This window comes from Brachybacterium sp. NPDC056505, assembly GCF_042794925.1.
GTDB classification, from domain to species: domain Bacteria; phylum Actinomycetota; class Actinomycetes; order Actinomycetales; family Dermabacteraceae; genus Brachybacterium; species Brachybacterium kimchii.
This window is the reverse complement of sequence record NZ_JBHTSV010000027.1, coordinates 1-25,174: the sequence shown is the minus strand read 5'-3', so window position 1 is coordinate 25,174 and position 25,174 is coordinate 1. Positions and strand designations below refer to the sequence as shown.

Annotated in this window: 21 protein-coding genes; 9 read left to right on the top strand and 12 right to left on the bottom strand. The window is 69.1% G+C overall.

Annotated features, from left to right (window positions below; translation table 11 throughout):
• Positions 1-15 precede the first annotated feature (15 nt).
• The 5 genes from hchA to ACFQ53_RS12870 all read left to right on the top strand — a co-directional run bounded on the left by hchA (position 16) and on the right by ACFQ53_RS12870 (position 5,019).
• The gene (gene hchA / locus ACFQ53_RS12890; protein WP_377860273.1) at positions 16-882 is read left to right on the top strand and encodes a glyoxalase III HchA; all 867 of its coding nucleotides are present in this window, start codon (positions 16-18) and stop codon (positions 880-882) included.
• Positions 883-934: 52 nt separating this feature from the next.
• On the top strand, positions 935-1,954 hold the full coding sequence (locus ACFQ53_RS12885) for an aldo/keto reductase (RefSeq protein WP_377860270.1): 1,020 nt from the start codon (positions 935-937) through the stop codon (positions 1,952-1,954).
• Positions 1,955-1,975: 21 nt separating this feature from the next.
• Positions 1,976-2,875 (top strand): LysR family transcriptional regulator, encoded by a 900-nt coding sequence (locus ACFQ53_RS12880; RefSeq protein WP_377860268.1) that lies wholly within the window; start codon positions 1,976-1,978, stop codon positions 2,873-2,875.
• 161 nt (positions 2,876-3,036) lie between these two features.
• Positions 3,037-4,275: an LCP family protein gene (locus ACFQ53_RS12875; protein ID WP_377860266.1), complete on the top strand. Its 1,239-nt coding sequence runs from the start codon at positions 3,037-3,039 to the stop codon at positions 4,273-4,275.
• Positions 4,276-4,395: 120 nt separating this feature from the next.
• A complete protein-coding gene (locus ACFQ53_RS12870) occupies positions 4,396-5,019 on the top strand; it encodes a phosphatase PAP2 family protein (protein ID WP_377860264.1) in 624 nt (207 codons plus the stop codon).
• Positions 5,020-5,070: 51 nt separating this feature from the next.
• Here ACFQ53_RS12870 and ACFQ53_RS12865 read toward each other — a convergent pair whose 3' ends face one another.
• Entirely contained in the window at positions 5,071-6,447 is a 1,377-nt protein-coding gene (locus ACFQ53_RS12865; protein ID WP_377860262.1) for a GntP family permease, read from the bottom strand.
• Positions 6,448-6,691: 244 nt separating this feature from the next.
• Here ACFQ53_RS12865 and ACFQ53_RS12860 point away from each other — a divergent pair, with 244 nt between their 5' ends.
• Both ACFQ53_RS12860 and ACFQ53_RS12855 read left to right on the top strand, forming a co-directional pair.
• Positions 6,692-7,393, top strand: coding sequence for a FadR/GntR family transcriptional regulator (locus tag ACFQ53_RS12860; RefSeq protein WP_377860260.1), 702 nt, complete (start codon positions 6,692-6,694; stop codon positions 7,391-7,393).
• A gap of 101 nt (positions 7,394-7,494) precedes the next feature.
• Positions 7,495-8,220, top strand: a complete 726-nt coding sequence (locus ACFQ53_RS12855) for a phosphatase PAP2 family protein (RefSeq protein WP_377860258.1) — start codon at positions 7,495-7,497, stop codon at positions 8,218-8,220.
• Here ACFQ53_RS12855 and ACFQ53_RS12850 read toward each other — a convergent pair.
• From ACFQ53_RS12850 to ACFQ53_RS12840, 3 genes are read right to left on the bottom strand one after another with little or no spacing between them, the layout of a single operon-like run.
• Positions 8,165-9,001, bottom strand: a complete 837-nt coding sequence (locus tag ACFQ53_RS12850; RefSeq protein ID WP_377860256.1) for an amino acid ABC transporter ATP-binding protein — start codon at positions 8,999-9,001, stop codon at positions 8,165-8,167. The genes ACFQ53_RS12855 and ACFQ53_RS12850 overlap by 56 nt on opposite strands.
• Positions 9,001-9,978, bottom strand: coding sequence for an amino acid ABC transporter permease (locus ACFQ53_RS12845; RefSeq protein ID WP_377860253.1), 978 nt, complete (start codon positions 9,976-9,978; stop codon positions 9,001-9,003). The genes ACFQ53_RS12850 and ACFQ53_RS12845 overlap by 1 nt, the downstream gene beginning before the upstream one ends.
• Positions 9,975-10,907 (bottom strand): transporter substrate-binding domain-containing protein, encoded by a 933-nt coding sequence (locus tag ACFQ53_RS12840; protein ID WP_377860251.1) that lies wholly within the window; start codon positions 10,905-10,907, stop codon positions 9,975-9,977. Before ACFQ53_RS12840 ends, ACFQ53_RS12845 begins: the two co-directional genes overlap by 4 nt.
• Before the next feature lie 142 nt (positions 10,908-11,049).
• On the opposite strand from ACFQ53_RS12840, the gene ACFQ53_RS12835 reads away from it, so the two are divergent.
• Positions 11,050-13,371 (top strand): AAA family ATPase, encoded by a 2,322-nt coding sequence (locus tag ACFQ53_RS12835; protein ID WP_377860249.1) that lies wholly within the window; start codon positions 11,050-11,052, stop codon positions 13,369-13,371.
• Between the two features lie 71 nt (positions 13,372-13,442).
• Here the strand turns inward: ACFQ53_RS12835 and ACFQ53_RS12830 are convergent, their stop codons facing one another.
• Both ACFQ53_RS12830 and ACFQ53_RS12825 read right to left on the bottom strand, forming a co-directional pair.
• A complete protein-coding gene (locus ACFQ53_RS12830) occupies positions 13,443-15,524 on the bottom strand; it encodes an ABC transporter ATP-binding protein (RefSeq protein ID WP_377860247.1) in 2,082 nt (693 codons plus the stop codon).
• Positions 15,521-17,257, bottom strand: coding sequence for an ABC transporter ATP-binding protein (locus ACFQ53_RS12825; RefSeq protein ID WP_377860245.1), 1,737 nt, complete (start codon positions 17,255-17,257; stop codon positions 15,521-15,523). Before ACFQ53_RS12825 ends, ACFQ53_RS12830 begins: the two co-directional genes overlap by 4 nt.
• 283 nt (positions 17,258-17,540) lie before the next feature.
• Here ACFQ53_RS12825 and ACFQ53_RS12820 point away from each other — a divergent pair, with 283 nt between their 5' ends.
• The gene (locus ACFQ53_RS12820; RefSeq protein WP_377860243.1) at positions 17,541-18,218 is read left to right on the top strand and encodes a DUF6318 family protein; all 678 of its coding nucleotides are present in this window, start codon (positions 17,541-17,543) and stop codon (positions 18,216-18,218) included.
• Between the two features lie 55 nt (positions 18,219-18,273).
• Here ACFQ53_RS12820 and ACFQ53_RS12815 read toward each other — a convergent pair whose 3' ends face one another.
• The 6 genes from ACFQ53_RS12815 to ACFQ53_RS12790 form a co-directional block, all read right to left on the bottom strand.
• Positions 18,274-18,978: a hypothetical protein gene (locus tag ACFQ53_RS12815; RefSeq protein ID WP_377860241.1), complete on the bottom strand. Its 705-nt coding sequence runs from the start codon at positions 18,976-18,978 to the stop codon at positions 18,274-18,276.
• Positions 18,975-19,889, bottom strand: a complete 915-nt coding sequence (locus tag ACFQ53_RS12810) for a class I SAM-dependent methyltransferase (protein WP_377860239.1) — start codon at positions 19,887-19,889, stop codon at positions 18,975-18,977. The genes ACFQ53_RS12815 and ACFQ53_RS12810 overlap by 4 nt, the downstream gene beginning before the upstream one ends.
• A gap of 117 nt (positions 19,890-20,006) precedes the next feature.
• On the bottom strand, positions 20,007-20,513 hold the full coding sequence (locus ACFQ53_RS12805; protein WP_377860237.1) for a DUF456 domain-containing protein: 507 nt from the start codon (positions 20,511-20,513) through the stop codon (positions 20,007-20,009).
• 85 nt (positions 20,514-20,598) lie between these two features.
• Positions 20,599-21,555: a beta-ketoacyl-ACP synthase III gene (locus ACFQ53_RS12800; protein WP_377860235.1), complete on the bottom strand. Its 957-nt coding sequence runs from the start codon at positions 21,553-21,555 to the stop codon at positions 20,599-20,601.
• A 36-nt stretch (positions 21,556-21,591) separates the two neighbouring features.
• Positions 21,592-22,749: a VanZ family protein gene (locus ACFQ53_RS12795; protein ID WP_377860233.1), complete on the bottom strand. Its 1,158-nt coding sequence runs from the start codon at positions 22,747-22,749 to the stop codon at positions 21,592-21,594.
• Between the two features lie 335 nt (positions 22,750-23,084).
• Entirely contained in the window at positions 23,085-24,944 is a 1,860-nt protein-coding gene (locus ACFQ53_RS12790; RefSeq protein ID WP_377860231.1) for an RICIN domain-containing protein, read from the bottom strand.
• Between the last annotated feature and the right edge of the window lie 230 nt (positions 24,945-25,174).

Below are 25,174 nucleotides of genomic sequence, written 5' to 3'. Positions count from 1 at the left end.
CCCGAGGTGAACTCCATGAGCCAGGACACGAACGCCCAGGACCGCACGCCCACTGCGGACCCTGCCGAGCTCGAGGCATATTTCCCCAGCCCCTACTCGTTGTCGCAGTACACCGCCCCGAAGACGGACTTCGACGGCCTGTCGTTCGAGACCGGGTACACGGGCGACAGGTGGAAGGTGCTCACCATCGCGGCCGACGAGCGGTACATGCCGATGCGCAACGGCACCTTCTTCTCCACCGGCAATCATCCGGTGGAGACGCTGCTGCCGCTCCACCACATCCGCTCGGCGGGCTATGGCGTCGACGTGGTGACGGTGTCGGGCGGTCCGGCGAAGTTCGAGTGGTGGGCATACCCGCACGAGGACTCCGCCGTCGCGTCCACATGGGAGGCCACCGAGCAGTCGTTCCGATCCCCCTCGAAGCTCTCCGAGGTGATCTCCGCGGGCCTCGACGACTATGCCGCCGTCTTCATCCCCGGAGGCCACGGCGCCATGAACCTGCTCCCCTTCGACACGGACGTCCAGGAGACCCTGGACTTCTTTCTCGCCGAGGACAGACTCGTCATCAGCCTCTGCCACGGTCCCGCGGCGCTGCTGGCCGCAGGCATCGGCCGTTCCTCGAACCCCTTCTCCGGGTATCGCGTCGCCGCCTTCCCTGACGCACTCGACGCCGGGGCGAACATCGAGATCGGCTACCTGCCGGGCGAGATGCCGTGGGCGCTCGGGAAGGCTCTTCTCGAAGCGGGCATCGAGATCGTCAATGACGACATGTCCGGTCTCACCACTCGCGACCGCAACCTCCTGACCGGTGACAGCCCGCTGGCCGCGAACCGGCTCGGCAAGGACTCGGTCGCTGCGCTGCTGGAGGGCTTCGGCGGGTGACCACGGACCCTCGGGGAGCGGGCCGATGCCGCGCTCGCCTAGGCTTGACCCCATGAGCAACGAGGCCTTCGCGCCCTCCCCCGACCGCTATGAGAGCACCGACTACCGCCGGGTCGGCGACTCCGGCCTGCGCCTGCCGCCGATCTCGCTGGGCTTCTGGCAGAACTTCGGCGAGGACCGCGACCCCGGCACGCTGACCGCGATCGTGCGCCGCGCGTTCGACATGGGCATCACCCACTTCGACCTGGCCAACAACTACGGCCCGCCTCCCGGCAGCGCCGAGTCCCACCTGGGGCGGATCCTCGCCCGCGACTTCGGCCGCCACCGCGACGAACTCGTCATCTCCACCAAGGCCGGCTACCTCATGTGGGACGGCCCCTACGGCGACGGCGGCTCGCGCAAGTACCTGCTGAGCTCGCTCGACCAGTCGCTGGACCGCCTGGGCCTGGAGTACGTCGACATCTTCTACCACCACCGCGAGGACCCCGAGACCCCGCTCGAGGAGACCATGGGCGCGCTCGCCCACGCCGTCCACTCGGGCAAGGCGCTGTACGCCGGGATCTCGAACTACTCGCCCGAGCACACCCGCGAGGCCGCCCGCATCCTCGAGGGCCACGGGGTGCCGCTGCTCATCCACCAGCCGTCCTACTCGATGTTCAACCGCCATGTCGAGGACGGTCTGCTGGAGACCGCCTCGGATCTGGGCATCGGTCTCGCGGTGTTCTCGCCGCTGCAGCAGGGGCTGCTGACCAGCAAGTACCTCAAGGGCGTGCCGCAGGGATCGCGCGCCGCCGGCGCCTCCCCGTTCCTCTCGGCCACCCAGACGGAGGACGAGACCTACCTGAAGCGTGTGCGGGGGCTCGCGAAGATCGCCGAGTCCCGCGGGCAGAGCCTCGCGCAGATGGCGCTCGCCTGGGTGCTGCGCCACCGCGAGGTCGCGACCGCGCTCGTGGGCGCCTCCTCCACCACGCAGCTCGAGCAGAACGTCGAGGCCGCTCGCGGTGCCGAGTTCACCGACTCGGAGCTCGCCGCGATCGACGAGTTCGCGGTCGACGGCACCGGGCGGAAGTGAGCACGACGTGAGCACGCGACGGTGACCGGGCCCGGAGCGCTCACCCTTCCCCAGCTGGAAGCGGTGCTCGCCGTCGCCGACGAGGGCTCGTTCACCGTCGCCGCGCAGGTCCTGGGCATCTCGCAGCCCTCCCTGTCACGGCGCATCCACAGCCTCGAGGAGACGCTCGGGCTGCGCCTGTTCCTGCCCGTCGGCCGGCAGATGCAGCTGACGGACGCGGGCCGGCGCGTGGCGAACACGGCCCGCCGCACCCTGCAGGACCTCGAGGACCTCCGGCGCCAGGAGGCCGGGGCCGACGGGGCGCTGAGCGGCACGCTGCGCGCCGCCGGCCTGCCCTCGCTGGTCGCGACGCGTCTGCCGAGGCACCTGGGCGCGTTCCATCGCGCGCACCGGGACGTGCGGATCGAGGTGTTCGCGCAGGAGGACCGCGAGCTGCTGGTCGAATCCGTGCGCACCGGGCGGGCCGACGTCGCACTCACAGCCGCCGGTCACGTCCCGCCGGACCTGGAGGCCCTCGAGCTGAGGCCGCAGACCTTCCTCGCCGTGGTCCCGCGCGAGACGGACGCGTCGGATGCGCACGGCACGCTGAGCGCGCGCGACCTCGCGGAACGGACCCTCGTGACCCTGCCCGAGGGGACGTCGATCCGCGAGGTCACCGAATCCGTGTTCCGCGGCCAGGGCACCACCCCGCCGCGCGTGATCACCACGACCCAGCGGGACGCCCTGGTGGCCCTCGCCCTCGCCTCCGACGGCCTGACCATCGTCCCGGAGGACCTCGCCGAGAGCTCCCCGCCGACGGGCACGCGCCGCCTGCGGCTGCCCTCGGACGTGCAGCGTCCCGTGGTCGCCCTCCACCGCCGCGAGCATCTGCGCACGCCGGCGCTCTCTGCCTTCCTCGAGGTGCTCGCCGCCGACGTGTGAGGCAGCACCCCGGGACGTCGTCCATCCTCCGCATCGGAACTCCGGGGATCGACCTGGATTCATACGTTGCGTGCATGCCTTCCGCTCTGACCGCTATTGGACGCTATCAATGCGGGGTGCTTGGGTGACCGTCGGCGAATGCCCGACGATCGAGGAGTCCCATGCCCGCACCCGATGCAGACCGCAGCCCGCACCTCGAGCACGCACGCCGGGCGACGCGCAGGACGCCTCGCGGGCCGGCGCACCTCTCCCCTGCCGGCGCGCGCGTGCTCGTGCGCAGGCGGCGGCGCCGCACGATCGCCGCCCTCGCAGGGCTCGCCGCACTCTCGCTGCTGGCACTGATCCTGGTGCCCGCGCAGACCCTGCGCAGCGGGCTCACGGTCGCGCCGCTGCACGCGGGGCCCGCCGCCCAGAACGAGACGGCGGACGACGACGGCGCCGTGAACATCCTGTTCCTGGGCTCGGACTCGCGCGTCGGCGAGACCGACGAGAAGGACTCCACGGCGCGCAGCGACTCGATCCTGCTGGCGCACCTGGATGCCGACGACTCCTCGGTGCATGCGGTCCAGATCCCCCGCGACACCCTCATGGACCTCCCCGCGTGCGCGGACACCGGGAACGGATCGTTCGCGGGCGGCCGCGGCATGATCAACTCCGTGCTGAACTTCGGCCCGGCCTGCTCGGTCGCGGCCGTCGAGTCCCTGACGGGCGTGCGCGTGGACCACTTCGTGGAGGTGGACTTCGCGGGCTTCGCCGCGATCGTCGACGCCCTCGACGGGCTGCCCGTCTGCCTGCCCGAGGGTCTGCACGACAAGGCCGCCGATCTCGACCTGCCGGCGGGCCGGCAGACCCTGGACGGCCGCCAGGCGCTCGCCCTCGCCCGCACCCGGCATGCCGTGGGCGACGGCAGCGACATCGCGCGCCTCGACCACCAGCAGCAGGTCATGAAGGCCATCATGCAGCGCGCGGACAGCCGGAATCTGCTCACGCGGCCCGACCGCCTGTACCCGTTCCTGCAGGCGACCTCCTCCGCCCTCACGGTCGACGACCAGTTGGGCTCGATCCCCCGCATGACCTCGCTGGCCTCGCGCCTCGCCCGCGTCCCCTCGGACAGCATCACCGTCGAGACGATGCCCTGGACCCCTGCCCCCTCGGACCCCAATCGGGTGGTCCCCTCCTCGAAGGCCGCCGCGGTCTTCGCGACCCTGTCCGACGAGGACTCGAAGGGCAGCTCGTCCCACAGCTCGAAGGGCGAGGAATCCACGGACTCACCGTCCTCGGAGCCCGATGGCGGTGGGGCCGATGCCGACGAGCGGCCGTCGAGCAGCGCCTCCTCGAGCACTCCGCCGTCGGACGGCTCGGCATCGACCTCGGACTCCGAGAGCATCCAGTGCGACTGATCCCCGCGCAGGCACGCTCCTGTCCGGCAGCTCCGCCGCCGCACCGACGTGACCCGTCGGATCTGTGGGTGAGGCCACCGCGACAGGGGCGCTCGGCGACCGCGGTGGGATGATCGGGAAATGCGCATTTCCCCCGTCCGCTGGCTCATCGCGGGGGCCGCGCTCGCTCTTTTCCTGCTGGTCTTCTACCTCTCGGGCTGGGTGGGGCCGACGGAGTCGCTCGACATCCGCGTGCTCACCTCGCTGTGGACGAACGGCACGCCGCGGCTGCTGTGGATCGTCTCGGTGCCGTGGCTGATCCTGTGCAGCATCATCGTGATCGCGATCGGCATCCGTCGCGGCCGCGCCATGGACGGCCTGCGCGCCTTCGCCCTGCTGGCCGTGTGCAACGTGCTCGGGCAGCTGCTGAAGAAGGTCGTGCTGCACCGCGACTCGATCGTGCTCATGGTGGACAACACCTACCCCAGCGGCCACATGATCGCCTTCGCCTCGGTCGCACTCGCCCTGCGGATCGTGCTGCCGCGGCGGATGCGCGGGGTCTTCACCGTGATCGCCGCACTCGTGCTGTGCGTGGTCGCCTTCGAGCTGGTCCACTACGGCTGGCACCGCCCCAGCGACGTGATCGGATCGCTGCTGCTGGTCACCGCCATCGGCGTGCTCGGCGGCGGGTCGAGCCATCAGGGCGACGCCGACAGCGCAGGCGAGGGACGCGATCGTCCCGAGCCGATCCTCCCGCCCGGCTGAGCGCTGGCCGGGCCGCCTGCCCGGCTCAGCGCTGCGGCCGGGCCGCCTGCCTCAGAAGATCGCGTAGACTGCGAGGACGAAGGCGAAGCCGACCAGGGACTCGATGCCCTGCTGGACGGTCCAGGTCTTCAGGGTGGTCTTCACGTCCATGCCCATCAGGCGACCGACGAGCCAGAAGCCGGAGTCGTTCACGTGCCCCGCGAAGACCGAGCCCGCGGCGGCCGCGAGGGTGATCGCGGCAGTGTCGATCGCGCCGTAGCCGCCGGCCATCACGGCCGGGGAGAGCAGGCCCGCGGTGGTCACCAGCGCGACCGTCGCCGAGCCCTGCGCCAGGCGCAGGGCGAGGGCGATGAAGTACGCGGCGAAGATGACGGGCATGCCCCAGGAGTCGAGGGTCGAGGCGAGCGCGTCGCCGATCCCGGAGGCGCGCAGCACGCCGCCGAACATGCCGCCGGCACCGGTGATGAGGATGACCGAGGCGACCTGGCCGAGCGTGGAGTCCACGAGCTTCTCGAGCGCCGAGCCGTCCTGGCCGCGGAACTTCCCGAGCACCAGCATGGCCACGAGGACGGTGATCAGCAGGGCGACGGGCGATTCGCCCACCAGGCGAAGGGCCTGCACCCAGGCGGCGTCGGCGTCCACGACCTTCGCCGTGCCCAGCGCGTCCAGGCCGGTGTTCAGCAGGATCAGCACGAGCGGGAGCGCCACGACGGCGAGCACGGTGGAGGCCCTCGGCGGCACGGCCGGCTGGTCCTCGTCGGTGCCGAAGAGGTCGGGCACCAGCAGCGGCGTGCGCGCGTTGACGAACTTCGCCCACAGGTAGCCCGAGACGTACCAGACGGGGAAGGCGATGATCAGGCCGACGAGCAGCACGACGCCCAGGTTCGCGCCGAAGAAGTCGCTCGCGGCGACCGGGCCGGGGTGGGGCGGCACGAACACGTGCATGACCGAGAACGCCGCGGCCGAGCTCAGCCCGTAGAGCAGCAGGTTCTTCCCGCCGATGCGGCGGGCCACCGCGAAGATGATCGGCAGCATGACCACCAGGCCGGCGTCGAAGAAGATCGGGAAGCCCAGGACCAGGGAGGTCAGGCCCAGGGCGAAGGCGGCGCGCTTCTCGCCGAAGACGGCGACCATCTTCTCGGCGATGACCTTGGCGCCGCCGCTGGATTCGATGAGGCGTCCGAGCACGGCGCCGAAGCCGATGAGCAGGGCGACGGATCCGAGCGTCGACCCGAAGCCGTCGACGAGGGTCTCGATGATCGCGCCCGAGGGGATGCCCGTGGCCAGGGCCGTCAGCAGCGAGACGATGACCAGCACGAGGAAGGCGTGCAGCCTCACCTTGATGACCAGGAACAGGATGAGCGCGACGGCGACCGCGGCGATGCCGAGGAGCGGTCCGGCACCCAGGGTCTGGGTCCAGTTGTCCATGGGGATTCTCCGTTGAATGCGGGTGGGAAGCAGAGTGGTTCGGGTGGGGCGGCGATGCCTGCGCGCTGGCGGCAACCGGCGGCGACCGCCGAACACCCGACCGCAAAGGTACTACTTTATGCGCGCTAAGGTAGCACCATTGAAGCGGGCGCTGGGACCCCGGATCATGGTTCGATCCGCGGATGCCCTCCGCCCCGCCGCACCGCGCGGCACCCGCGCAGCCCTCGACGATGAAGGAGTCGCCATGTCCACGTCGGCCATGCACGAGGGGGTCCTGGACGACCTGGGCCGACGCATCGCCGACGGCCGCCTGCCCGAGGGCGCCGTGCTCACGCTCTCGGGCATCGAGAAGGACTGCAGCGCCTCGCGCACCGTGGCCCGCGAAGCCGTGCGCGTGCTCGAGACCCTGGGCATGGTCGCCTCCCGCCGCCGCGTGGGCATCACGGTGCAGCCGCGCGGCAGCTGGGACGCGTTCTCCCCGCGCCTGATCGACTGGAACCTCGCCGGACCCTTCCGCCAGCGGCAGCTCGAGGCGCTCGCCGAGCTGCGCGTAGCCGCCGAGCCGATGGCCGCGCACCTCGCCGCACGCCGCGCCGACTCCCGTCAGTGCGCAGAGCTGCGGCGCCTGGCCGAGGAGCTCGTGGACCTGGGCGACAGGGGGCTCGGCGATTCCGAGGAGTACCTCGAGGCCGACGTCGCCTTCCACGACCTGCTGCTCGCCGCCTCCGGCAACCCGCAGCTCACGGCGCTCGCCCGCCCGGTGCGCGCGGTGCTCGAGGGCCGCAGCCGCCTGGGGCTCACTCCCCCGGAGCCCGTCGAGGGCACGCTCGAGGAGCACATGCGGGTCGCCCTCGCGATCGCCGACGGCGACGCCGAGGCCGCCGAGGCCTGCTCCCGCTCGCACATGCGCACGGTGTGGGGCGAGGTGAGCAGCACGGCGGACTGACCACCCCGACGCTCTCACCTGCAGGTCTTCGCTGGGAAGGGCGTGTGCGAGATGCCACCGACCCCTCCAGGCGCTCCGGCCACGATGCCATCATCGGGGCCGTGCTCACGACGGAACAGGACTCGCAGACCCTGCCCGCGGACATCACGCGCGGCGTCACCCCAGCGCGTCTCCTCGACGGGGACCGTCGACCCACAACCGCCCGCGTCCTGACAGCCGCGATCTCGACCGTGTTGTTCCTCGTCCTCTACCGGCTCTCGGGGTGGTACCGGCCCGCGGAGCAGCTGGACCTCGACATCCTCCGGGCGTTCGAGACGCACGGCTCCCCCATGCTGCTGCGCACCGTCTCCGTGCCCTCGCTGATGCTGAGCAGTGCGGTCGTGCTCCTGATCGCCGCAGGCCGGGGCAGGGCGATGCGGGGCGTGCGCGCGCTCATGATCCTGGCCGCCTGCAACGTGCTGGGACAGGTGCTCAAGGGCTTCGTGTTCGGGCGCGATGCGATCGCGACGCATCAGGGCAACTCCTTCCCCAGCGGGCACATGATCGCCTTCGGGTCGGTGGCGCTGGCCCTGTGGATCGTGCTCCCCCGCGTCATGCGCGGCGTCTTCACGACGGTCGCCGCCCTCGTGCTCGCCGTGGCCGCCTTCGAGCTCGTGCACTACGGATGGCATCGTCCCAGCGACGTGGTCGGATCGCTCCTCCTGGTCACGGCCGTCGGAGCGGTCGGCGGCGCCGCGAGCGGGAGCCGCGAGCCCTGCCGGCCCTCGTCGCTCACAGCACGGAGGCGAGGAATCCCTGCAGACGATCCGACTGCGGATGGTCGATGACCTGCTCGGGGCTGCCCTGCTCGAGGATCTGCCCGTCGGCCATGAAGACGACCTGATCGGCGACCTCGCGGGCGAAGCCCATCTCGTGGGTCACCACCACCATGGTCATGCCGCCCTCGGCGAGCTCCTTGAGCACCGTGAGGACCTCGGCCACGAGCTCGGGGTCCAGGGCCGACGTCGGCTCGTCGAAGAGCATGAGCTCGGGCTCCATCGCGAGCGCGCGGGCGATCGCCACCCGCTGCTGCTGGCCGCCCGAGAGCTCGGAGGGGTAGTGCTCGGCGCGATCGGCCAGGCCCACGCGCTCGAGGAGCGCGAGCGCGTCCTTCTCGGCCTGCGCCTTGGGGCGGCCGAGCACGTGCACGGGCGCCTCCATGACGTTCTGCAGCGCCGTCATGTGCGGGAACAGGTCGAAGCGCTGGAAGACCATGCCGATGCGGGCCCGCTGGCGCGCGATCTGCTTGGGCGAGAGCTTCTGCCAGCGGCCGTCGGGCAGCGGCTCCTCCGCGTACCCCTGGGTGACGCCGGCGATGCGCACGCGGCCCGCCGTGGGCTCCTCGAGCTGGTTGATGCAGCGCAGCAGCGTGGACTTGCCCGAGCCCGAGGGGCCGATGAGCACGGCCACCTCGCCCTCGGCGACGCGCAGGTCGCAGTCCTTGAGCACGTGCAGCTCGCCGAAGGCCTTGTGCACGCCCTCGAGCGCGATGAGGGCAGGGCCGTCGGCCGGGGCCGCCGGGTCGCCCTGCTCGTCTGCCCGATGGGTGTTCCGGGCGTCCTGGCTCATCACAGCTCCACCTCCGGGAGGGAATTCTTGGGGGTCGTCGAGGCGCTGTTCACGGCCCGCTGGCGGGCGCGGCGTCCGCGCTTCGCCGGTCCGTCGCCGCCGGGGCGATCGTCGAAGCCGCGGCCGAAGTAGCGCTCGAGGTAGTACTGGCCCACCATCAGCACGCTCGTGATCGCGAGGTACCAGATCGCGGCGACGACCAGCAGCGGGATCGGGGCGTACAGCTTGTTCGCGATCGCATTGGTCGCGAAGGTGAGGTCGAGAGTGAAGGGCACCGCCAGCACCAGCGAGGTCGTCTTGAGCATGCCGATGGTCTCGTTGCCCAGCGGCGGCACGATCACGCGCATGGCCTGCGGGATGATGATGCGCCGCAGGATCTGGCCGTTGCCCATGCCCAGCGCCTTGGAGGCCTCGCTCTGGCCCTTGTCCACGGAGTTCAGGCCCGAGCGGATGATCTCGGCGAGGTAGGCGCCCTCGTTCAGCCCCAGGCCCACCACGGCCGCCCAGAACGCCGGGAAGTAGTCGCGGGTGGAGAAGGAGAACCACTCGGGGCCGAAGGGGATGCCGAGCGCGATCTTCGGGACGATCACCGTGAACAGGCCCCAGAACACCAGCTGGGTGTACACCGGGGTGCCGCGGAAGACGAAGATGTACGCCCAGGAGACGCCGCGCAGCACCGGGTTCTCGCTGCGGCGCATGATCGCCGCGGTGAGCGCCACGATCGTGCCCAGCACCATCGAGAGCACCGTGATCAGCAGGGTCCAGCCCACGCCCTGGACGACCTTCACGTCCAGGATGTAGGTCGCGACGGTCTCCCAGTCGAAGACGGGGTTGGTGATCAGGAAGTTCGCGAGTCCGAGCACCAGCAGCACCACGATGACGGCGCTGATCCAGGTGCCCGGGCGCGGGCTGCGCTTGGCGCGGATGCGGCCCGGGATCGGGTCGGCGGGCGCGGGCGAGGGCTGTGTCGTGCTCACTGCGGGTCCACTTCCGAGGTCTTGATCATGCCGGCGGCGTTGCCCCAGGCATCGAGGATGTCGTGCATGGCGCCGGTGTCGATGAGGTGCTGGACCGCGCCGCGGATCGCCGTGGCGAGCTCCGGCTGGTCCTTGGAGACGACGATCCCGTACAGGGCCGCGTCCTCGATGTCGCCGACCTGCTCGAGGGTCCCGCGGGACTTCTCGATCGCGTAGGCGACGACCGGGGAGTCGCCGATCAGGACGTCGGCCTTGCCGCCGGCGGCGGCGGTCGCGGCGTCGGCGTTGCCGACGTAGGGCTGGTCGATGACGCCCTTGCCGCCGTCCTTGCGGCAGGCGGCGTCGCGCTCGGCGACGACGTCGTCCATGTAGGTGCCGACCTGGTGGGCGACGCGCGCGCCGCACAGGTCCGGCGGGGTGATGCCGTAGGGGTTGCCCTTCTTCACCGCGTAGGACATGCCGGCGGAGAAGTAGGAGACCATCGAGACCTGCTTGAGCCGGTCGGGGTCGATGGTGAAGCTCGAGATCCCCACGTCGTACTTGGATCCGATCGAGGGGATGATCTGCGCGAACACCGCGGACTCGGTGCGGGTCTCCAGGCCCAGCACCTTGCCGATGCCGCTGAGGATGTCCATGTCGATGCCCACGGCCCCGCCGTCGGACCCGACGAACTCGCCGGGGGCGTAGTTCAGGGCCGCGCCGTTGACGAGGGCGCCGCGCTCGCGGACGTCCTCCGGGACGAGGGCCGCGAGGTCGTCCTGCTTCCGGATCCCCGAGAGGTCGATCTCGGGGATCGCGTTCGTCTCGGCATCCAGGCGCTCGGAGGCGTGGGTGCAGGCGCCGAGCGCGGGTGCGGCGGCCGCCGCGCCGAGGGCGAGAGGCAGCGCGCGCAGCAGAGTGCGCCGACGGGGCCGGGCTGACGGGATCACGAGTGGAAGTTTATGCACGGGTATGCATGACGACAAATCCGTGGGGCTCAGGTCACCGCCGCCCCTCCGCTAAGGTGCGTGGTGAACGTCACGTCGGATGGCGGGACCCGGTCAGTCTGCAGGTCGCACGCTTGGAGCAACATTGATTACCTCATTCTCACTCAACTCCCCTTATCGCGCACTCGACATAGAGTCGATAAATGCGCTACGGCTAAAGCGGTTCAATATTATCTTTGGCCGGAACGGATCGGGCAAGACCAGCTTTACCGAGTTGATTCGCGAGCACGCATACGACCCAGCGAATAGTTCCGTCATTGAACACCAAACGACCAATGTAGCGGACAGCTGCGAGATCGTCGTTTTCAACCGCTACGTCGTCGAGCAATCGTTGCGCGATTTCTCTTCAGGCACAGGGAGTGCAGCCTCGATCGCGCTCGGAAAATCCAACGTAAATCTCAAAGAACAGCAGAGGAAGCTCGAGCACATCCTGAACGAACGCCGCGACTGGAAAGAAGGCGTTGTCGCGCTTCAGGGAAAGACGGCGAGCGAATCCGCCGTATCAAAACGAGCTAAAGAACGCGTTATCGAGCACATGGAGGGCATTGCTCCTGGATTCAATAATGCCCAATATAGGAACGATGCCCGTCTTCGCGGAAAGATTCGTGATGCCGCACCAAATTCCGCGGATCCGAGCATCGCTGAGCTCAAGCGCAAAATCCCCAGCGAAGGGCTCAAGGGATCCGACTATGTACTTCCTCGACTGACAAAAACATTGGCAAAGCTTCCTGAAGAGAAAGAGGTTGAGTCGATCATCTCCGCCCGTTCAACATCTGTTGGGGCCAGTCTCGAAACAGCGTCGCGTGCCCTTCTTTCGTGGCTAGAAGAGGGACTCCAATATCACTCTGAGTCCACGGACCAAGACTGCCCTTTCTGCACACAGAACCCTCCCGCCGAGCGTCTTGAGGAGATTCGGGAGGCGCTAGCGTCCGAGTCAACGGCAATCCGGAATAGGGGCACCGAGCTCGTGAGGAATATTCACGATACCGTGGAGGCCCTGGATCAAATTGAATTTGGTCTCAATTCTCTCCATCTCGGGGATCCCACGCACCAGGAGCGCCTCAACTCCGCCGTTTCAAAATTTCGGCCCAGGGTCAAGCAATTCAAAGACGACTGGCTCAGTGTCGCACAGGCGTTGACAGATAAGGTCGCGGACCTAGATCTTGAAATGATCTTGCCCGCCCTCCCCAGCCCACTCTCGTACCCCTTAGACCTTGAAACAGTTCTTAGCGACTACGAATCTCTGGTGGCAACACAGGACCGGCAGCGCACGCAGGCCATCGACCGATTGGAGACTCGCATTCTCAGCGATTTCCATGACGCCCTTCACGAAGCCGAACTTACCCAGAACCGCATGAATCGTTGCATCGCACGTATCGAATATTCGATATCTAAGATCGACTCAGAACTACTGCAAACAATACGAGACCAATCCGATACCGCGGAAATGGCTTTACGGCTAACTGAGGACCTACAAGTGTACGGTGGCCTATCCGCATTACAGGTGGTTCCCACTAAAGACAACAAGTCATACTCGGTGTATCGTTCGAACGGCGAGCAAGCGGAGAATCTTAGCGATGGTGAGCGCAATCTGCTCAGTTTCTTCTATTTCCTTCGCTCCCTCGAGGATATCGCTCTAGAAGGGAAGAATCTAGTCGTTGCAATCGATGATCCGATGACTAGTCTCGACTCAGAAAATATCCACGTTCTAACTCAGATGATTACCCGCGCATGGGGGGACTGGGACCAGGTCATCCTATCCACTCACAGCCACTCATTCTTCTACGAACTGGTGAACAGCGTTCCGGAGTCTGTTACTAAGAACGACGAACTGTTATTGCTCGAGACGTTTGCGAGCGGGGCGGCCGACCAGGTCAGTCCACTATGGGGCATCAGAACCGCGGATGAGCTTAGGGTTACGCTCTCGAGCGAATACCATTATGCATTTTGGTGCACAGCCCAGGCTGCCGCCGGCGACGTCGACGAGATATATCTGTCCAGTTTCGGCAACTCCGCGCGTCGACTACTCGAAGGATTCGCATCGTTTAGACGCCCCGCAACAAAGAATCTCCGCCAGTCGTTGGAGTCCTCTTGGGCATCGAAAAAGGATCTTTCCCCAATGAGCGCCGTCCTCCAAAGTGCACTCTCTTTCGCAAACGAGCATTCGCACGATCGCACTGCGGCGCCGAAAGAGCTTGGGTGGCGAGCAGCGAGCAAGCGCGATTTTTCTTTAGTGCTGTATGTAGTATACGCACTTGATTCAGACCATTTTGAGCAAATGCTAAAGTCGTTTCCTGACTGCAATAACTTCTACCAGAGAGTCGAAGGCGTGCTTAAGCCATTTAAAGGGGCGTATTGTCGCAGCATCAATGGCGTCGACCCGAGCCTCGAAAAGATCCTGGGTTAGGGGATAGTTGGCAAAAGGCGTGAGCGGGTGGGGATGCTACCCAACAATGATTTTGGGATACCCGGCATGAGTCACATCCCCGGCACGCCGCCACCGGCGGGCACGGGCTCACCCTGCTCCTCCTCGGCGTCGGGATCGGCCATCGCACCCTCGAACTGCGAGCGGTACAGCCGCGCGTAGGCGCCGCCGGCCTTCAGCAGCTCGTCGTGGGTGCCCTGCTCGACGATGTCGCCGGCCTCCATCACCAGGATCAGGTCCGCGTCGCGGATCGTGGAGAGCCGGTGGGCGATCACGAACGAGGTGCGGCCCGAGCGCAGTCGGTTCATCGCGTTCTGCACGAGCAGCTCGGTCCGGGTGTCCACGCTCGAGGTGGCCTCGTCCAGGATCAGCAGGCTGGGCCGGGCGAGGAACGCGCGGGCGATGGTCAGCAGCTGCTTCTCCCCCGCGCTGACGTTCGAGGCGTCGGAGTCCAGGACGGTCTCGTACCCCTCGGGCAGATGGCACACGAAGTCGTCGACGTGGGTCGCCTTCGCGGCCTCGATGACCTCCTCGTCGCTCGCGTCCAGGCGCCCGTAGCGGATGTTCTCCATGATCGTGCCGTTGAACAGCCAGGTGTCCTGGAGGACCATGCCGGTGCGCTCGCGCAGCTGGGTGCGGGTGAGGTCGCGGATGTCGATGCCGTCGATCGTGATGCGGCCGCCGTCGATCTCGTAGAAGCGCATCACGAGGTTCACGAGCGTGGTCTTGCCCGCGCCCGTCGGCCCCACGATCGCGACCGTGTGCCCGGGCTCGGCGACCAGGGAGAGGTCGCGGATGAGTTCGCGCTCGGGCGTGTACGAGAAGCGCACGTGGTCGAACTCGACCCGGCCCTCGCGGATACGCGAGGCGGCGTCCAGCGACGTCGGGTCCGGGTTGCCGGCCTCGTCACGGGCCGAGTCGGGCGTCTGCTCCTCGGCGTCCAGCAGCTCGAAGACGCGCTCGGCGCTGGCCACGCCGGACTGCAGCATCGTGGCCATCGAGGCGACCTGGCTGAGCGGCTGCGTGAACTGGCGCGAGTACTGGATGAACGCCTGCACGCTGCCCAGCGACATGTCGCCGCCGATCACCTTGAGGCCGCCCACGATCGCGATCGCGACGTAGGTGAGGTTCCCGGCGAACATCATCAGCGGGCCGATGAGGGAGGAGACGAACTGGGCGCCGAAGGACGCCTTGTACATCTCGCCGTTGCGGGCCTCGAAGCTGCGGGACGCCTCCTGCCGGCGGCCGAAGACGTTCACGAGCTCGTGGCCGCTGAAGGCCTCCTCGACCTCGGCGTTGACCTTGCCGGTCGCGTCCCACTGCTGCTGGAACAGCTTCTGGGAGCGCTTGCCCACGATGGCCGTGATCACCGCGGCCAGCGGGATCACGCACAGGGCGATCAGGGTCAGCTGCCACGACAGCGTCAGCATCATGACGATCACGCCGAGCACCGTCAGCAGCGCGTTGACCAGTCCGGTCAGCGTGTTGATGAGGGTGTTCTGGATGTTGTCGATGTCGTTGGTGACGCGCGAGAGGATCTCGCCGCGGCGCTGGCGGTCGAAGTAGGACAGCGGCAGCCGGTGCAGCTTCTCCTCGACCTCCCGGCGCAGGCGGTAGACCATCCGGAAGATGATGCGGTTGAGCATCACGCCCTGCAGCCACTGGAACAGGCTCGCGACCACGTAGATCCCGACCACGAACCACAGCACCTGGTGCAGGGCCGCGAAGTCGATGCCCTGACCGGGCGTGAGGTCCATGCCGGCGAGCAGGTCGGCGTAGGTGTCGTTGCCCTGCGCGCGCAGGCCCTCGATGATCTGCGCCTTGGTGGCTCCCGCGGGCAGCTGCTTGGAGATCGCGCCGGAGAAGACGATGTCGGTCGCGCGGCCCAGGATCTTCGGGCCGACGACGGCCAGGCCGACGCCGATCACGCCGAGCGCGATCCCCAGGATCGCGTACATCTTCTCGGGGCCGATCGTGCGGATCAGCCGCAGTGCCGAGGGCCAGAAGCTCTTCGCGTTCTGGCCCGGACGCAGACCGCGCTCGGCGCTCTTCTCGGCCTCGATCTCCGCGGCCTCGCCGGCCTCGTCGCCCGCGGGCTTCGTGGTCGCGCTCTTCGTCGTGTCGTCGGCGTTCATGCGACCACCTCCTCGGCGCCCTGGGAGCGGACGATCTCCTGATAGGTCTCGTTGGTCTCGAGCAGCTCGGCGTGGGTGCCGGAGCCGACGACCCTCCCGTGCTCGAGCACCAGGATCAGATCGGCCGAGGTGATCGTGGTGACGCGCTGGGCGACGATCACCTTGAGCGCGTCACGGGTCTCCGGCGCGAGCGCCGCCCGCAGGCGGGCGTCCGTGGTGAGGTCGAGCGCGCTGAACGAGTCGTCGAACAGGTAGATCTCCGGCCTCGCGACCAGGGCGCGGGCGATGCACAGGCGCTGACGCTGACCGCCGGAGACGTTCGTGCCGCCCTGGGCGATCGGCGAGTCGAGCCCGTCGGGCATGGCGGCGACGAAGTCGCGGCCCTGGGCGACGGTGAGCGCGTGCCAGAGCTCCTCGTCGGTCGCGTCGGGCCGGCCGAAACGGAGGTTCGTCGCGACCGTCCCGGAGAAGAGGTAGGGACGCTGCGGCACCAGGCCGATGCGGTCCCACAGCACCTGCGGATCCAGCTCGCGCACGTCGACCCCGTCGACCTTCACGCCGCCGGAGGTCGCGTCCATCAGGCGCGGCACGAGGCTGAGCAGGGTGGTCTTGCCCGAGCCGGTGCCGCCGATGATCGCGACGGTCTGCCCCGCGCGGGCGGTGAAGTCGATGTCCGTGAGCACGTTGTTCTCGGCGCCAGGGTAGGTGAAGGAGACGTTCTCGAAGGCGAGGTCGCCGCGGCCGCGCACCTCGGTGACGCCGCGCTCGGGCACCGTCACGGAGGTCTCGGTGGTCAGCACGGCGTCGATGCGCTCGGCGGAGACCATGGCGCGCGGAATCATCATCGTCATGAAGGTCGCCATCATCACCGCGATGAGGATCTGGATCAGGTAGGCGATGAACGCGGTGATCGAGCCGACCTGCATGGTCCCCGACTCCACGCGCGGCGCCGCGAACCAGAGCACGAGCACGCTGGAGACCTGCAGCAGGAACATGATGATCGGGTTGATGAGGATCATCAGCAGGCCCACGCGGCGGTTGGTGTCCGTGAGGGCCTCGTTGGCGCCCTCGTAGCGCTCGCGCTCGAAGTCCTCACGCGTGAAGGCGCGCAGCACGCGGATGCCGGTGATCTGCTCGCGCAGCACCTTGTTGATCGCGTCGATCCGCTCCTGCATCACGCGGAACAGCGGTGCCGCACGGGCGATGAGGAAGCCGACGGAGACCAGCATGAGCGGCACCATCACTGCGATCAGCCAGGCCAGCCCGGCCTCCTCACGCAGCGCCAGGACGATGCCGCCGATGCCCGTGATCGGCGCCTGCACCAGGAACTGCATCGAGAAGAAGACGAGCATCTGGACCTGCTGCACGTCGTTCGTGGAACGGGTGATCAGCGAGGCCGCCCCGAACTCGTTCATCTCGTGCGCGGAGTAGGTGGCGACCTGGTCGAAGACACGGCTGCGCAGGTCGCGGCCGATGCTCATGGCCGCGCGGGCGGCCGCGTAGTTCGCGACGACGACGGCGACGATGTTCGCGAAGGTCACCGCGAGCATCCAGCCGCCCAGGCGCCAGATCGTCGGGATGTCGCCCTGGGCGACGCCGTCATCGATGATGTCGGCGTTCAGCGTGGGCAGGTAGAGGTTGGCCAGCACGCCGAGCAGCTGGAAGATCACGACGATGATGATCAGGGTCCAGTACCGGCGGGCGGCCGCGAGCACGAGTCGCAGCAGAGTCACAGGGGTCCTTGGGCAGATGCGGTGCGGTCCGGGGGCGCGCGGACCGCGCGGTGAAGCCTACGTCGGACCGTGCGCACGGTCCATGGGATTCGGGCGGAATCGGGCGGATTCCGCCGAGGGTGGAACGCCGCGGGATGACGTCGATCGGAGGGCGGAGCGCGCGCCACCCGCGAGGGTCGAGTCTCCCCCGCGGCGCCCTCCGCGCACATCCGCCGATCGGCTGATCCTCGCGCGCCCGGACCGGATGCCCGCGCGTCCAGGCCGGACCTCTACCCTGGCCTGCGTGAGCAGACGGATGCAGCAGATCATCATCATCGTGGCGGCCATCGCCCTGGTGATCCCCTTCGGCGCGGTCGGCCTCGCGCAGGTCTTCGGCCGCAGCAACGGGCAGACCGACGCCGCCTCCGCCACGGCGAGCGCGACGGCCCAGGACACGCGCCCTGCCGTCGACCCGTCGTCCCAGCCGAGCCCTTCCCCCACGTCCGGCCCGGAGCTGCCGAAGTCGGCGATGACCGACCAGTCGGACGACGGCGCCACCGGGGTCGGCACCTATCTGCTCGAGTCCTACGCGTACATGATGGCCACGGGCGACACCGACGGCTGGATGCAGGTGGTCGACTCGAACTGCGAGGTCTGCACGTCGTTCCTCTCCAACGCCACGCAGCTCCATGAGCAGGACGGGTACCAGGTGGGCGGCGAGTTCACCGTGAAGTCCGCGAGCTTCGACGGCGCCGGCGATCCGCCCACCAGCGGCACGCTCACCCTCGAGGTCACCCAGAAGGACGCCACGATCGTCGACGACCCGAACAAGCAGGCCCAGGACGTCGACGGGTTCACCGGCGAGATGCAGATGAAGCTGAACTGGGACGGCAAGCAGTGGAAGGTCGGCGACATGTCGATCACCGGGGCCGACGGGGCCAGCGGGACGGGCGCGTCCGACGCAGGCGGCGCGGCGGGCTGAGGCAGCCCGGCTGGCTGGGTCAGCGCGGCCGGTTGAGACGGCGCGGCCGGCTGGGTCAGCGCGCCTGCGGGAACCCGGGGAGCTGGCGCGCCGCGTCCCCGCGGTTGCCGGTGAGCTCGCGCGCGGGCTCGGCCGCAGCCGCCCTCGCCAGCTCGCGCTGACCGCTCGCCTCCGCGGCGCGCGCGATCTGCGCGGTGACCTGCTCGGGCGGGGTCGACCCCGTGCCGGCGAACCAGACCCAGCGGCCGTCGATCGAGCGCGGCGGAGGATCCTGCAGCGGCGCCAGCACCGCGCGGTGGCGACGCGCCTGCTTCGGCGACGGACCCACGAAGTGGATGCCGCGACGGGTCCAGGCGGACCGGCGCACGGTCGACTGCGGGAAGCCGCCGGTCCCGGTCTCGGCCGCATACCGCCGGGCGCCCGTCACGGGGACCACGCTGCCCGGGATGATCTGGTCCGAGGGGATCACGTACGGGCGCAGGCCCGGCGCGCAGCTGCCGACCACGATCCCCCGTTCGCACACCACCAGCCTCTCCCCGCTGATGAACAGCAGGATCAGGCCGAAGATGATCGCGAAGGCGACGGCGGGCGCCACGGCGAGCACGGCGCTCTCGCCGGGATTGATGAGGGTGAGGCCGGAGAACACCAACCAGACCAGCACGAACAGTCCGACCACGAGCGGACCGGGACGATCCGCGTGGACCGCGAGCACCTCACCGACCTCGTCACGGTGCCGGCGTGCGGCGCGACGGGCGCTCATGCGTTCTCTGCCTCGAAGAGGAACAGGTCGGTGCGGTAGGGCATGCCGACCTCGCTGCCTGGGGCGTGGCCGAGGTGCTCGTGCAGGTACCAGTCGAGGTTCGCGAGCACCTTCTCGCGCCGCTCGGGCGATGCGGTGATGACGTAGCTCCGGGTGCGGGCGAGGTCGATGAGCTCGTGCGTGGTGCGCGGGTCCTCCCAATGGCGCACGATCCGCTCGCGCAGCGCGAAGTGCGGGGTGATCGGCGGCGAGAAATCATCGCGGTACACGTCCCCCGCGTGCATGATGCGCGAATAGCGGTGCACCCAGGGGATCTGCACGTCGAGCGAGTTCCACAGCAGGGCCAGCACGCCGCCCGGCCGCAGGATCCGCGCGATCTCGGCGCCCGCGGCCTCGGTGTCGAACCAGTGCCAGGCCTGCGCGACGCTCACCAGGTCGGCGCTCGCGTCCGGGAGGCCGGTGTCCTCGGCGGAGGCCTGGAGGGTGCGCAGAGAGCCGACGGGTACGGCGGGGTCGGCGGGGTCGGCGGGGTCATCGGCCGACGAGGACATGGACTCGTACGCCTGCTCGGCGGTCTCGAGCATGGAACGGCTGGGGTCGACGGCGATCACGTCGAGGCCGCGGCGCGCGAGCTGCAGGGAGAGCTTGCCGGTCCCAGCGCCGAGGTCGACCGCGACGTGGGCTCGCGGCGCGCCTGCGGGGGTGCCTGCTTTCGGCGCACCGGCCTCGCCGTCGTGCGACGGCAGTGCCGCGAGGATCGCGTCGAGCACCTCGGGCGGGTATCCGGGACGCAGGCGGTTGTAGTCCCCGCCCTGACCCTGGAACGCCGCGCCCAACTGGCGGTGGCGCTCACGGGTCCCGAAGCGTGGAGTGTCCCGCGAGGAGACCGGAGGGACGGCGGGATCGCTCATGGGCTCATCGTCCCAGACGCCCGGCCCACACCGAGAGGTGAGAAGACGTCGTCATTCCGGCCTTTTGACAGCAGCTTCTCACTTCTCGAGGGGCAGAGAGAGGCGGAGCGGGGCGACTCAGCTATTCAGGAAGTGCAGCGTGGTCGCGATCGCGAAGGTGAGTGTCGAGGCGAAGCCGCACACGAGCTCGAGCATGACGCCGATGCCGAAGGCCTTGATGGCGATCCAGCTGGACTCCCAGGCGAGCTTCATGTCGCGGCGGCGATACCACTCGGAGCCGTAGAGGCCCAGGATGAATCCGATCGGAAGGCCCAGGAACGGGATCACGAAGATGCCGACGATGCCCGCGGCCACACCCACGAGGATCGGCCACGTGGGCACGTCGTTGTCCTTGAGTTGCTTGCCCGTCATGACGTAGCTGCAGGTCATGCCCAGGGCGCAGAGGACCGCGATGATCGCGAAGGCCAGCCAGGTCCAGCCGCCCAGCACGATCGCCCACACCAGCGAGCCGATGAGGATCGTGATCGAGCCGGGGATGATCGGCAGCACGATGCCCGTGAGCCCCACGACGTACGCGAGGCCGACGACGATCGTGACGATGATCTGGACGGTCAGGGAATCCACGGGGCCTCCGAAGGGGCGGGTCGAGCGAGGTCAGGCGGGCGCACCGGACGCCCCGAGCCGTCGGCCCCGGGCATCCAGAACCGGCTCAGGGCAGCCGCACGACCTGGCCGGCCCAGGAGAAGCCGCCGCCGAAGCCGACCAGCAGAGCGGTGGCGCCGGCGGGGATCCTCCCGGCCTCGCGCATGCGGGAGATCGCGAGCGGGATGGTCGCGGCGGAGGTGTTGCCGGAGGTGATGATGTCGTCGGCCACGATCGCGTCCTCGCGCAGGTCGAGGGCGGCGGCGAGCGGCTCGATCATGCGCAGGTTCGCCTGGTGGGGCACGAACACGTCGATGTCGGCCATGGTCAGGCCGGCGGTCTCGACGATCTTCTGCGAGAGCTTCGGCGCCTCGCGCAGCGCCCATCCGAGCACCTGGCGTCCCTGCTGGGAGAAGCAGCCGCTGGGCGGGCCGATGGTGACGGCGTCGGCGAGGTCGGTGACGGTCCCCCACTGCACGGGCGAGATCGTCGGCTCATCGTTCGGGACGAGGACCATGGCGCCCGCGCCGTCGGCCGTGAGGATGCAGGTGGTGCGGTCGGAGTAGTCGGTGACCGCGGAGAGCTTCTCGGCGCCGATCACGAGCGTCGTGGTGGAGGCGCCCGCGCGGATCGACATGTCCGCCACCGCGAGCGCGTGCTCGAAGCCCGAGCAGGCGGCGCCCACGTCGAAGGCGGCGGGGTTGGACAGGCCCAGCAGGTTCGCGACCCGACCGGCCGCGCTCGGCGAGCGCTCCTGGTTCGAGCAGGTCGCGACGATCACCTGGGTGACCTGCGCGGGGTCGATGCCGGCGTCGGCCAGGGCGTTGCGGCCGGCCTCGGCGGCGAGGTCGGCGACGTCCTGGTCGTCGGCGGCGATGCGGCGGGACTCGATGCCCGTGCGCTGGCGGATCCACTCATCGCTCGTCTCGACGATCTGCTCGAGGTCGTGATTGGTCATGATGCGCTCGGGCCGGTAGTGACCGGTGCCGACGATCCGCGAGCCGGCCGGGGGCGTGGTGGGCATGTGGGTCCTTCCTGCAAAGGCTGGTCTGCCGGGAGTCTAGGCCGCGGTGGACCGCTCACGCGCCGTGACGCCCCCATCTGTGAGAGCACGCGCATCGACCATCCCGTTGCCCGCCAGATGCCCCGAGAGCCCTCGATGGTCGCCGACGAGCGCGAAGACCAGCACGACCAGCATGTACAGGCCGATCGCGAGGCTCAGTGCGCCGGCCGCGAGAGGCACGCCCGCCGCGGACAGCAGCAGCGCGAGCGCGCGCCCCACCGTCCACAGGCCGCCCACGGCGCTCGCGCGCAGCAGGCGGGCTCGGACGCCGCCGCTCCCGCTCGGCCACGCCGGCGCGATGCCCACGGCTCGCTGCCCGATGGACGCGCCGCTGCGCCCCAGGGCGGGCAGGGCGAAGACCACGGCGAAGGCGAGCACGAGGAGCACGGACTGCCCCGGTTCGCCGAGCTCGCGGACCTGCCGTGCGTCGGTCGCGAACACGAGCTCGACAACGGCGCGTGCGAGGTCCAGGAGGAACCCGACGAGGCCGACGGCGATCAGATCGACCACCATGCCCAGCAGGCGGCGCAGACCCGAGACGCGGGACGAGCGCCGGGCCGTGAGCTGCTCGGGGCTCGGCATCCACCAGTGCAGGAGCAGCGGGGCGAGCAGCGCGCCGACGAGAGCGCCCGCGGTGTTCAGGAGGAGGTCGTCGATGTCGGCGATGCGGTAGCTGCAGTCGTAGATGCCCCACAGCCCGGTGTACTGGGTGGCCTCGATCGCGAGGGAGACGAGGGCGCCGAGCGCGGTGGCCGCGAGCACTCCGCGGCGGAGCATGCCCCGCACCGCGAGCCCGAGCGGCACGAACAGCACCACGTTCAGCGCGGCCTGCAGGACCGCCCAGCTGGTGACGGCCTCACGGAGCCCCAGCCCGCCGCCCTCGCGCACGATGTCCGCGACGAACTGGAACGGCGTCACCTGCAGCACTCGGCCGGTGCCCTCGCCGCAGGCCCGCGCCGGATCGGGCAGCGGCAGCAGCGTGTAGGCGACGAGCGCGACGCCGTAGACGCTCACCGCCGCCGCACCGATCAGGCGCAGCACGCTGAGCCGCCCGTACCTGCGGTACTGGAGGACGAGAATCGGCACGAGCAGGCCGACGAACAGCATGCCGCCGCCGATCACGGAGAAGGGGATCTGCCAGGTCCAATCGCTCACGCCTCAGGACATTACGGCGACCCGACCCCGCGCAGCATCCGCCTGCGAGCGCTCGCGGACAGCGCGCTCTCCACCCGTGAGCGGACCGCGTGGGACGCCGGGTCACGCCGGGGACGGATCGGACGACGGGCGTGGTGGCGGGGGCGGGGCGGGGCGGCGCGGGGCAGCGCGACTCGGGGCAGGACGGCGACGCCCGGCGGGCGGGCCGCAGGAGCCGCGGTCTCGCCGTCGAGTGGTGCGAAACGGTTGCCGTGAGCGTCCATGACAACCGTTTCGTACCACTCGCGGCCCCAGGACGGGCGCGGCGCAGCCGAGTGCCCCGCGCCGGGCGCCGCTCAGCCCTTCGCGGCGGCGATCTTCAGGGACTGTCCTTCGTCGGCCGTCGAGGCGCTGCCGTAGAAGTCGGCGGCGTCCGTGGTCGCGGAGGTCACGCTGCCCTCGAGGTCGAGCACGAGGCCGGCGTAGCGGTTCACCAGGTGGTAGGTGCCGGTGCGCTCACCGGTGGCCGGGTCGGTGTCGCGCACGACCCACCACTGCTGGCCCACGGACGGATCCGTGCGCTTGCCGTGCTTCTCCCCCGCCGCCTCGGTGGCCTTCACCTTGGTGCCCCAGGCTCGCTGCTTCGTCCGCGTGGAGTCGACGCCCAGCAGTGCTCCGCTGCGGGTGTTGGCGATCGTGTACGCGCCGTCGCCCGTCGGGGCGATCTTCCAGGACGCGCCGGCGTCGGTCCGCTGCGCCGTGCCGACCACCTTCGCCTTCCCCTTCTTCTGCTGGCCGAGCGCGGTGCTCTTCCCGGTCGAGAGGGTGTACGCCTTCTTCGTGGAGAAGAGGTTCTGGGCCTCGGTCGCGGTCACGTCCTCGCTGTCGATCGAGACGTCGAAGTACTCGCCGTCGGACTCGCCCGTGCAGGAGATCGAGCAGTAGGAACGGAAGTCCTTGCCGATGATGTTGCCGCTGGTCAGCGACTTCGAGTCCACCATCCAGCGGTACCAGGAAGCCCAGTCCTGGTCATCGCCGGTGCCGAGGAGATGCCACTTCTGGCTCGTGAGGTCGTCGGTGGCGTAGTACTCCTGCGGGCCGGGGCGCGTCGCGCCCTCGGGCTGGCCGATGTAGAGCCCCAGGTGCGCGTCGTAGCTGATGTTCATGACGAATAAGGGCGAGGTGCCGGGCAGCTCGCCGGCCTTCACCTGGGCGTCGGTGTTCCCCGGGTTGGTGGGGTCGTAGTCGTCCTCGGGAGCGGTGTACCCGGCGGCGTCGCGGTCGGTGACCGGGGTCAGGTTCGACTCCTTGCCGCCCAGACCCTTCTGGGAGAACGAGCCGTCGTAGAACTTGGTCCACGAGCCGGGCGCCATCTTCTTCGAGATCGGCGCGCGGGCCACGTGGGAGAGGTTCACGTTCTCCCCGCCCTTGCCCTGCTTCCCGATCACGCGGGAGCCGTAGTAGACGTAGAAGTAGCCGGAGGCCGTGTCGACGAACAGCCGCGGGTCGCCGTCGCCGTAGTTGTACGTGTCCTCGGGGAACTGCTTCTCGTCACCGCGCTTCGTGGAGTACGGCGAGGTGATGATGTGGTCCTTGATGTTCCAGGTCTTCCCGCTGTCCGTGGAGACGGCGTAGTCCAGGGAGTCGTAGTGCAGGCCGTCGCCGAAGGGGCGACCGGTGAACTCGTTGTGCACGATGCCGATCCAGTCCCCGGAGTCGGGGTCGACCCACACGCCCACGAGGTCGCAGAAGTTCTTCTGGCTGTAGGAGCCGGTGGGGTCCTTGCTGGCCTCCTTGCCGGTGGGGCTCTGGTTGCAGCGCACCGTCGTGTCGTCGTTGCGGTGCGTGGGGTTGTCCGGGTCCGCGGCGGCGTTGAGCTCCTTGTCCGCGGTCATGTCGTCGATGTTCGTGCCCTTGTAGAAGAGCCACTCGCGCGGATCGTCCTTCGCGTAGAGGGCGTGGGCCGACTGCGCGTGGAAGCTGCCGTCGGCGTCGGTGAACATCGCGGCGGGAGTGTCGTCGGGGAAGGCGTAGTCGTGGTTGGCGCCCACGCTGATCTCGGCCGACGACGACGCGGCCTGCGAGGAGTCCGAGCCGTCCGCCGCGACGGGGGCTCCGGTGGCCAACGGCGCGGCGGAGGCGAGGGACGGGGTGGCGATCACGAGCCCGGCAACAGCGGCGGACAGGATCGATGCAGCACGAGACCTGCTGGTCATGAGGATTCCTGGGGGTCGGGGACGGGGAGATCGGGGACCATGCCGGAGCACGAGAGGTGACCCCGATCACGGCACGACCGTATCGCAAAACGATTGACGCGTGACGTCCTCTGCAACTTTTCCGGGGAAGGTGCGGCGTTTCGCGCAGTCTGCGGGGCCCCGCCCACGCTGCCTGCCCGGAAGCACGAGACCGCGCTGCCTGACGAGAAGCACGAAACGGTTGCCATGGG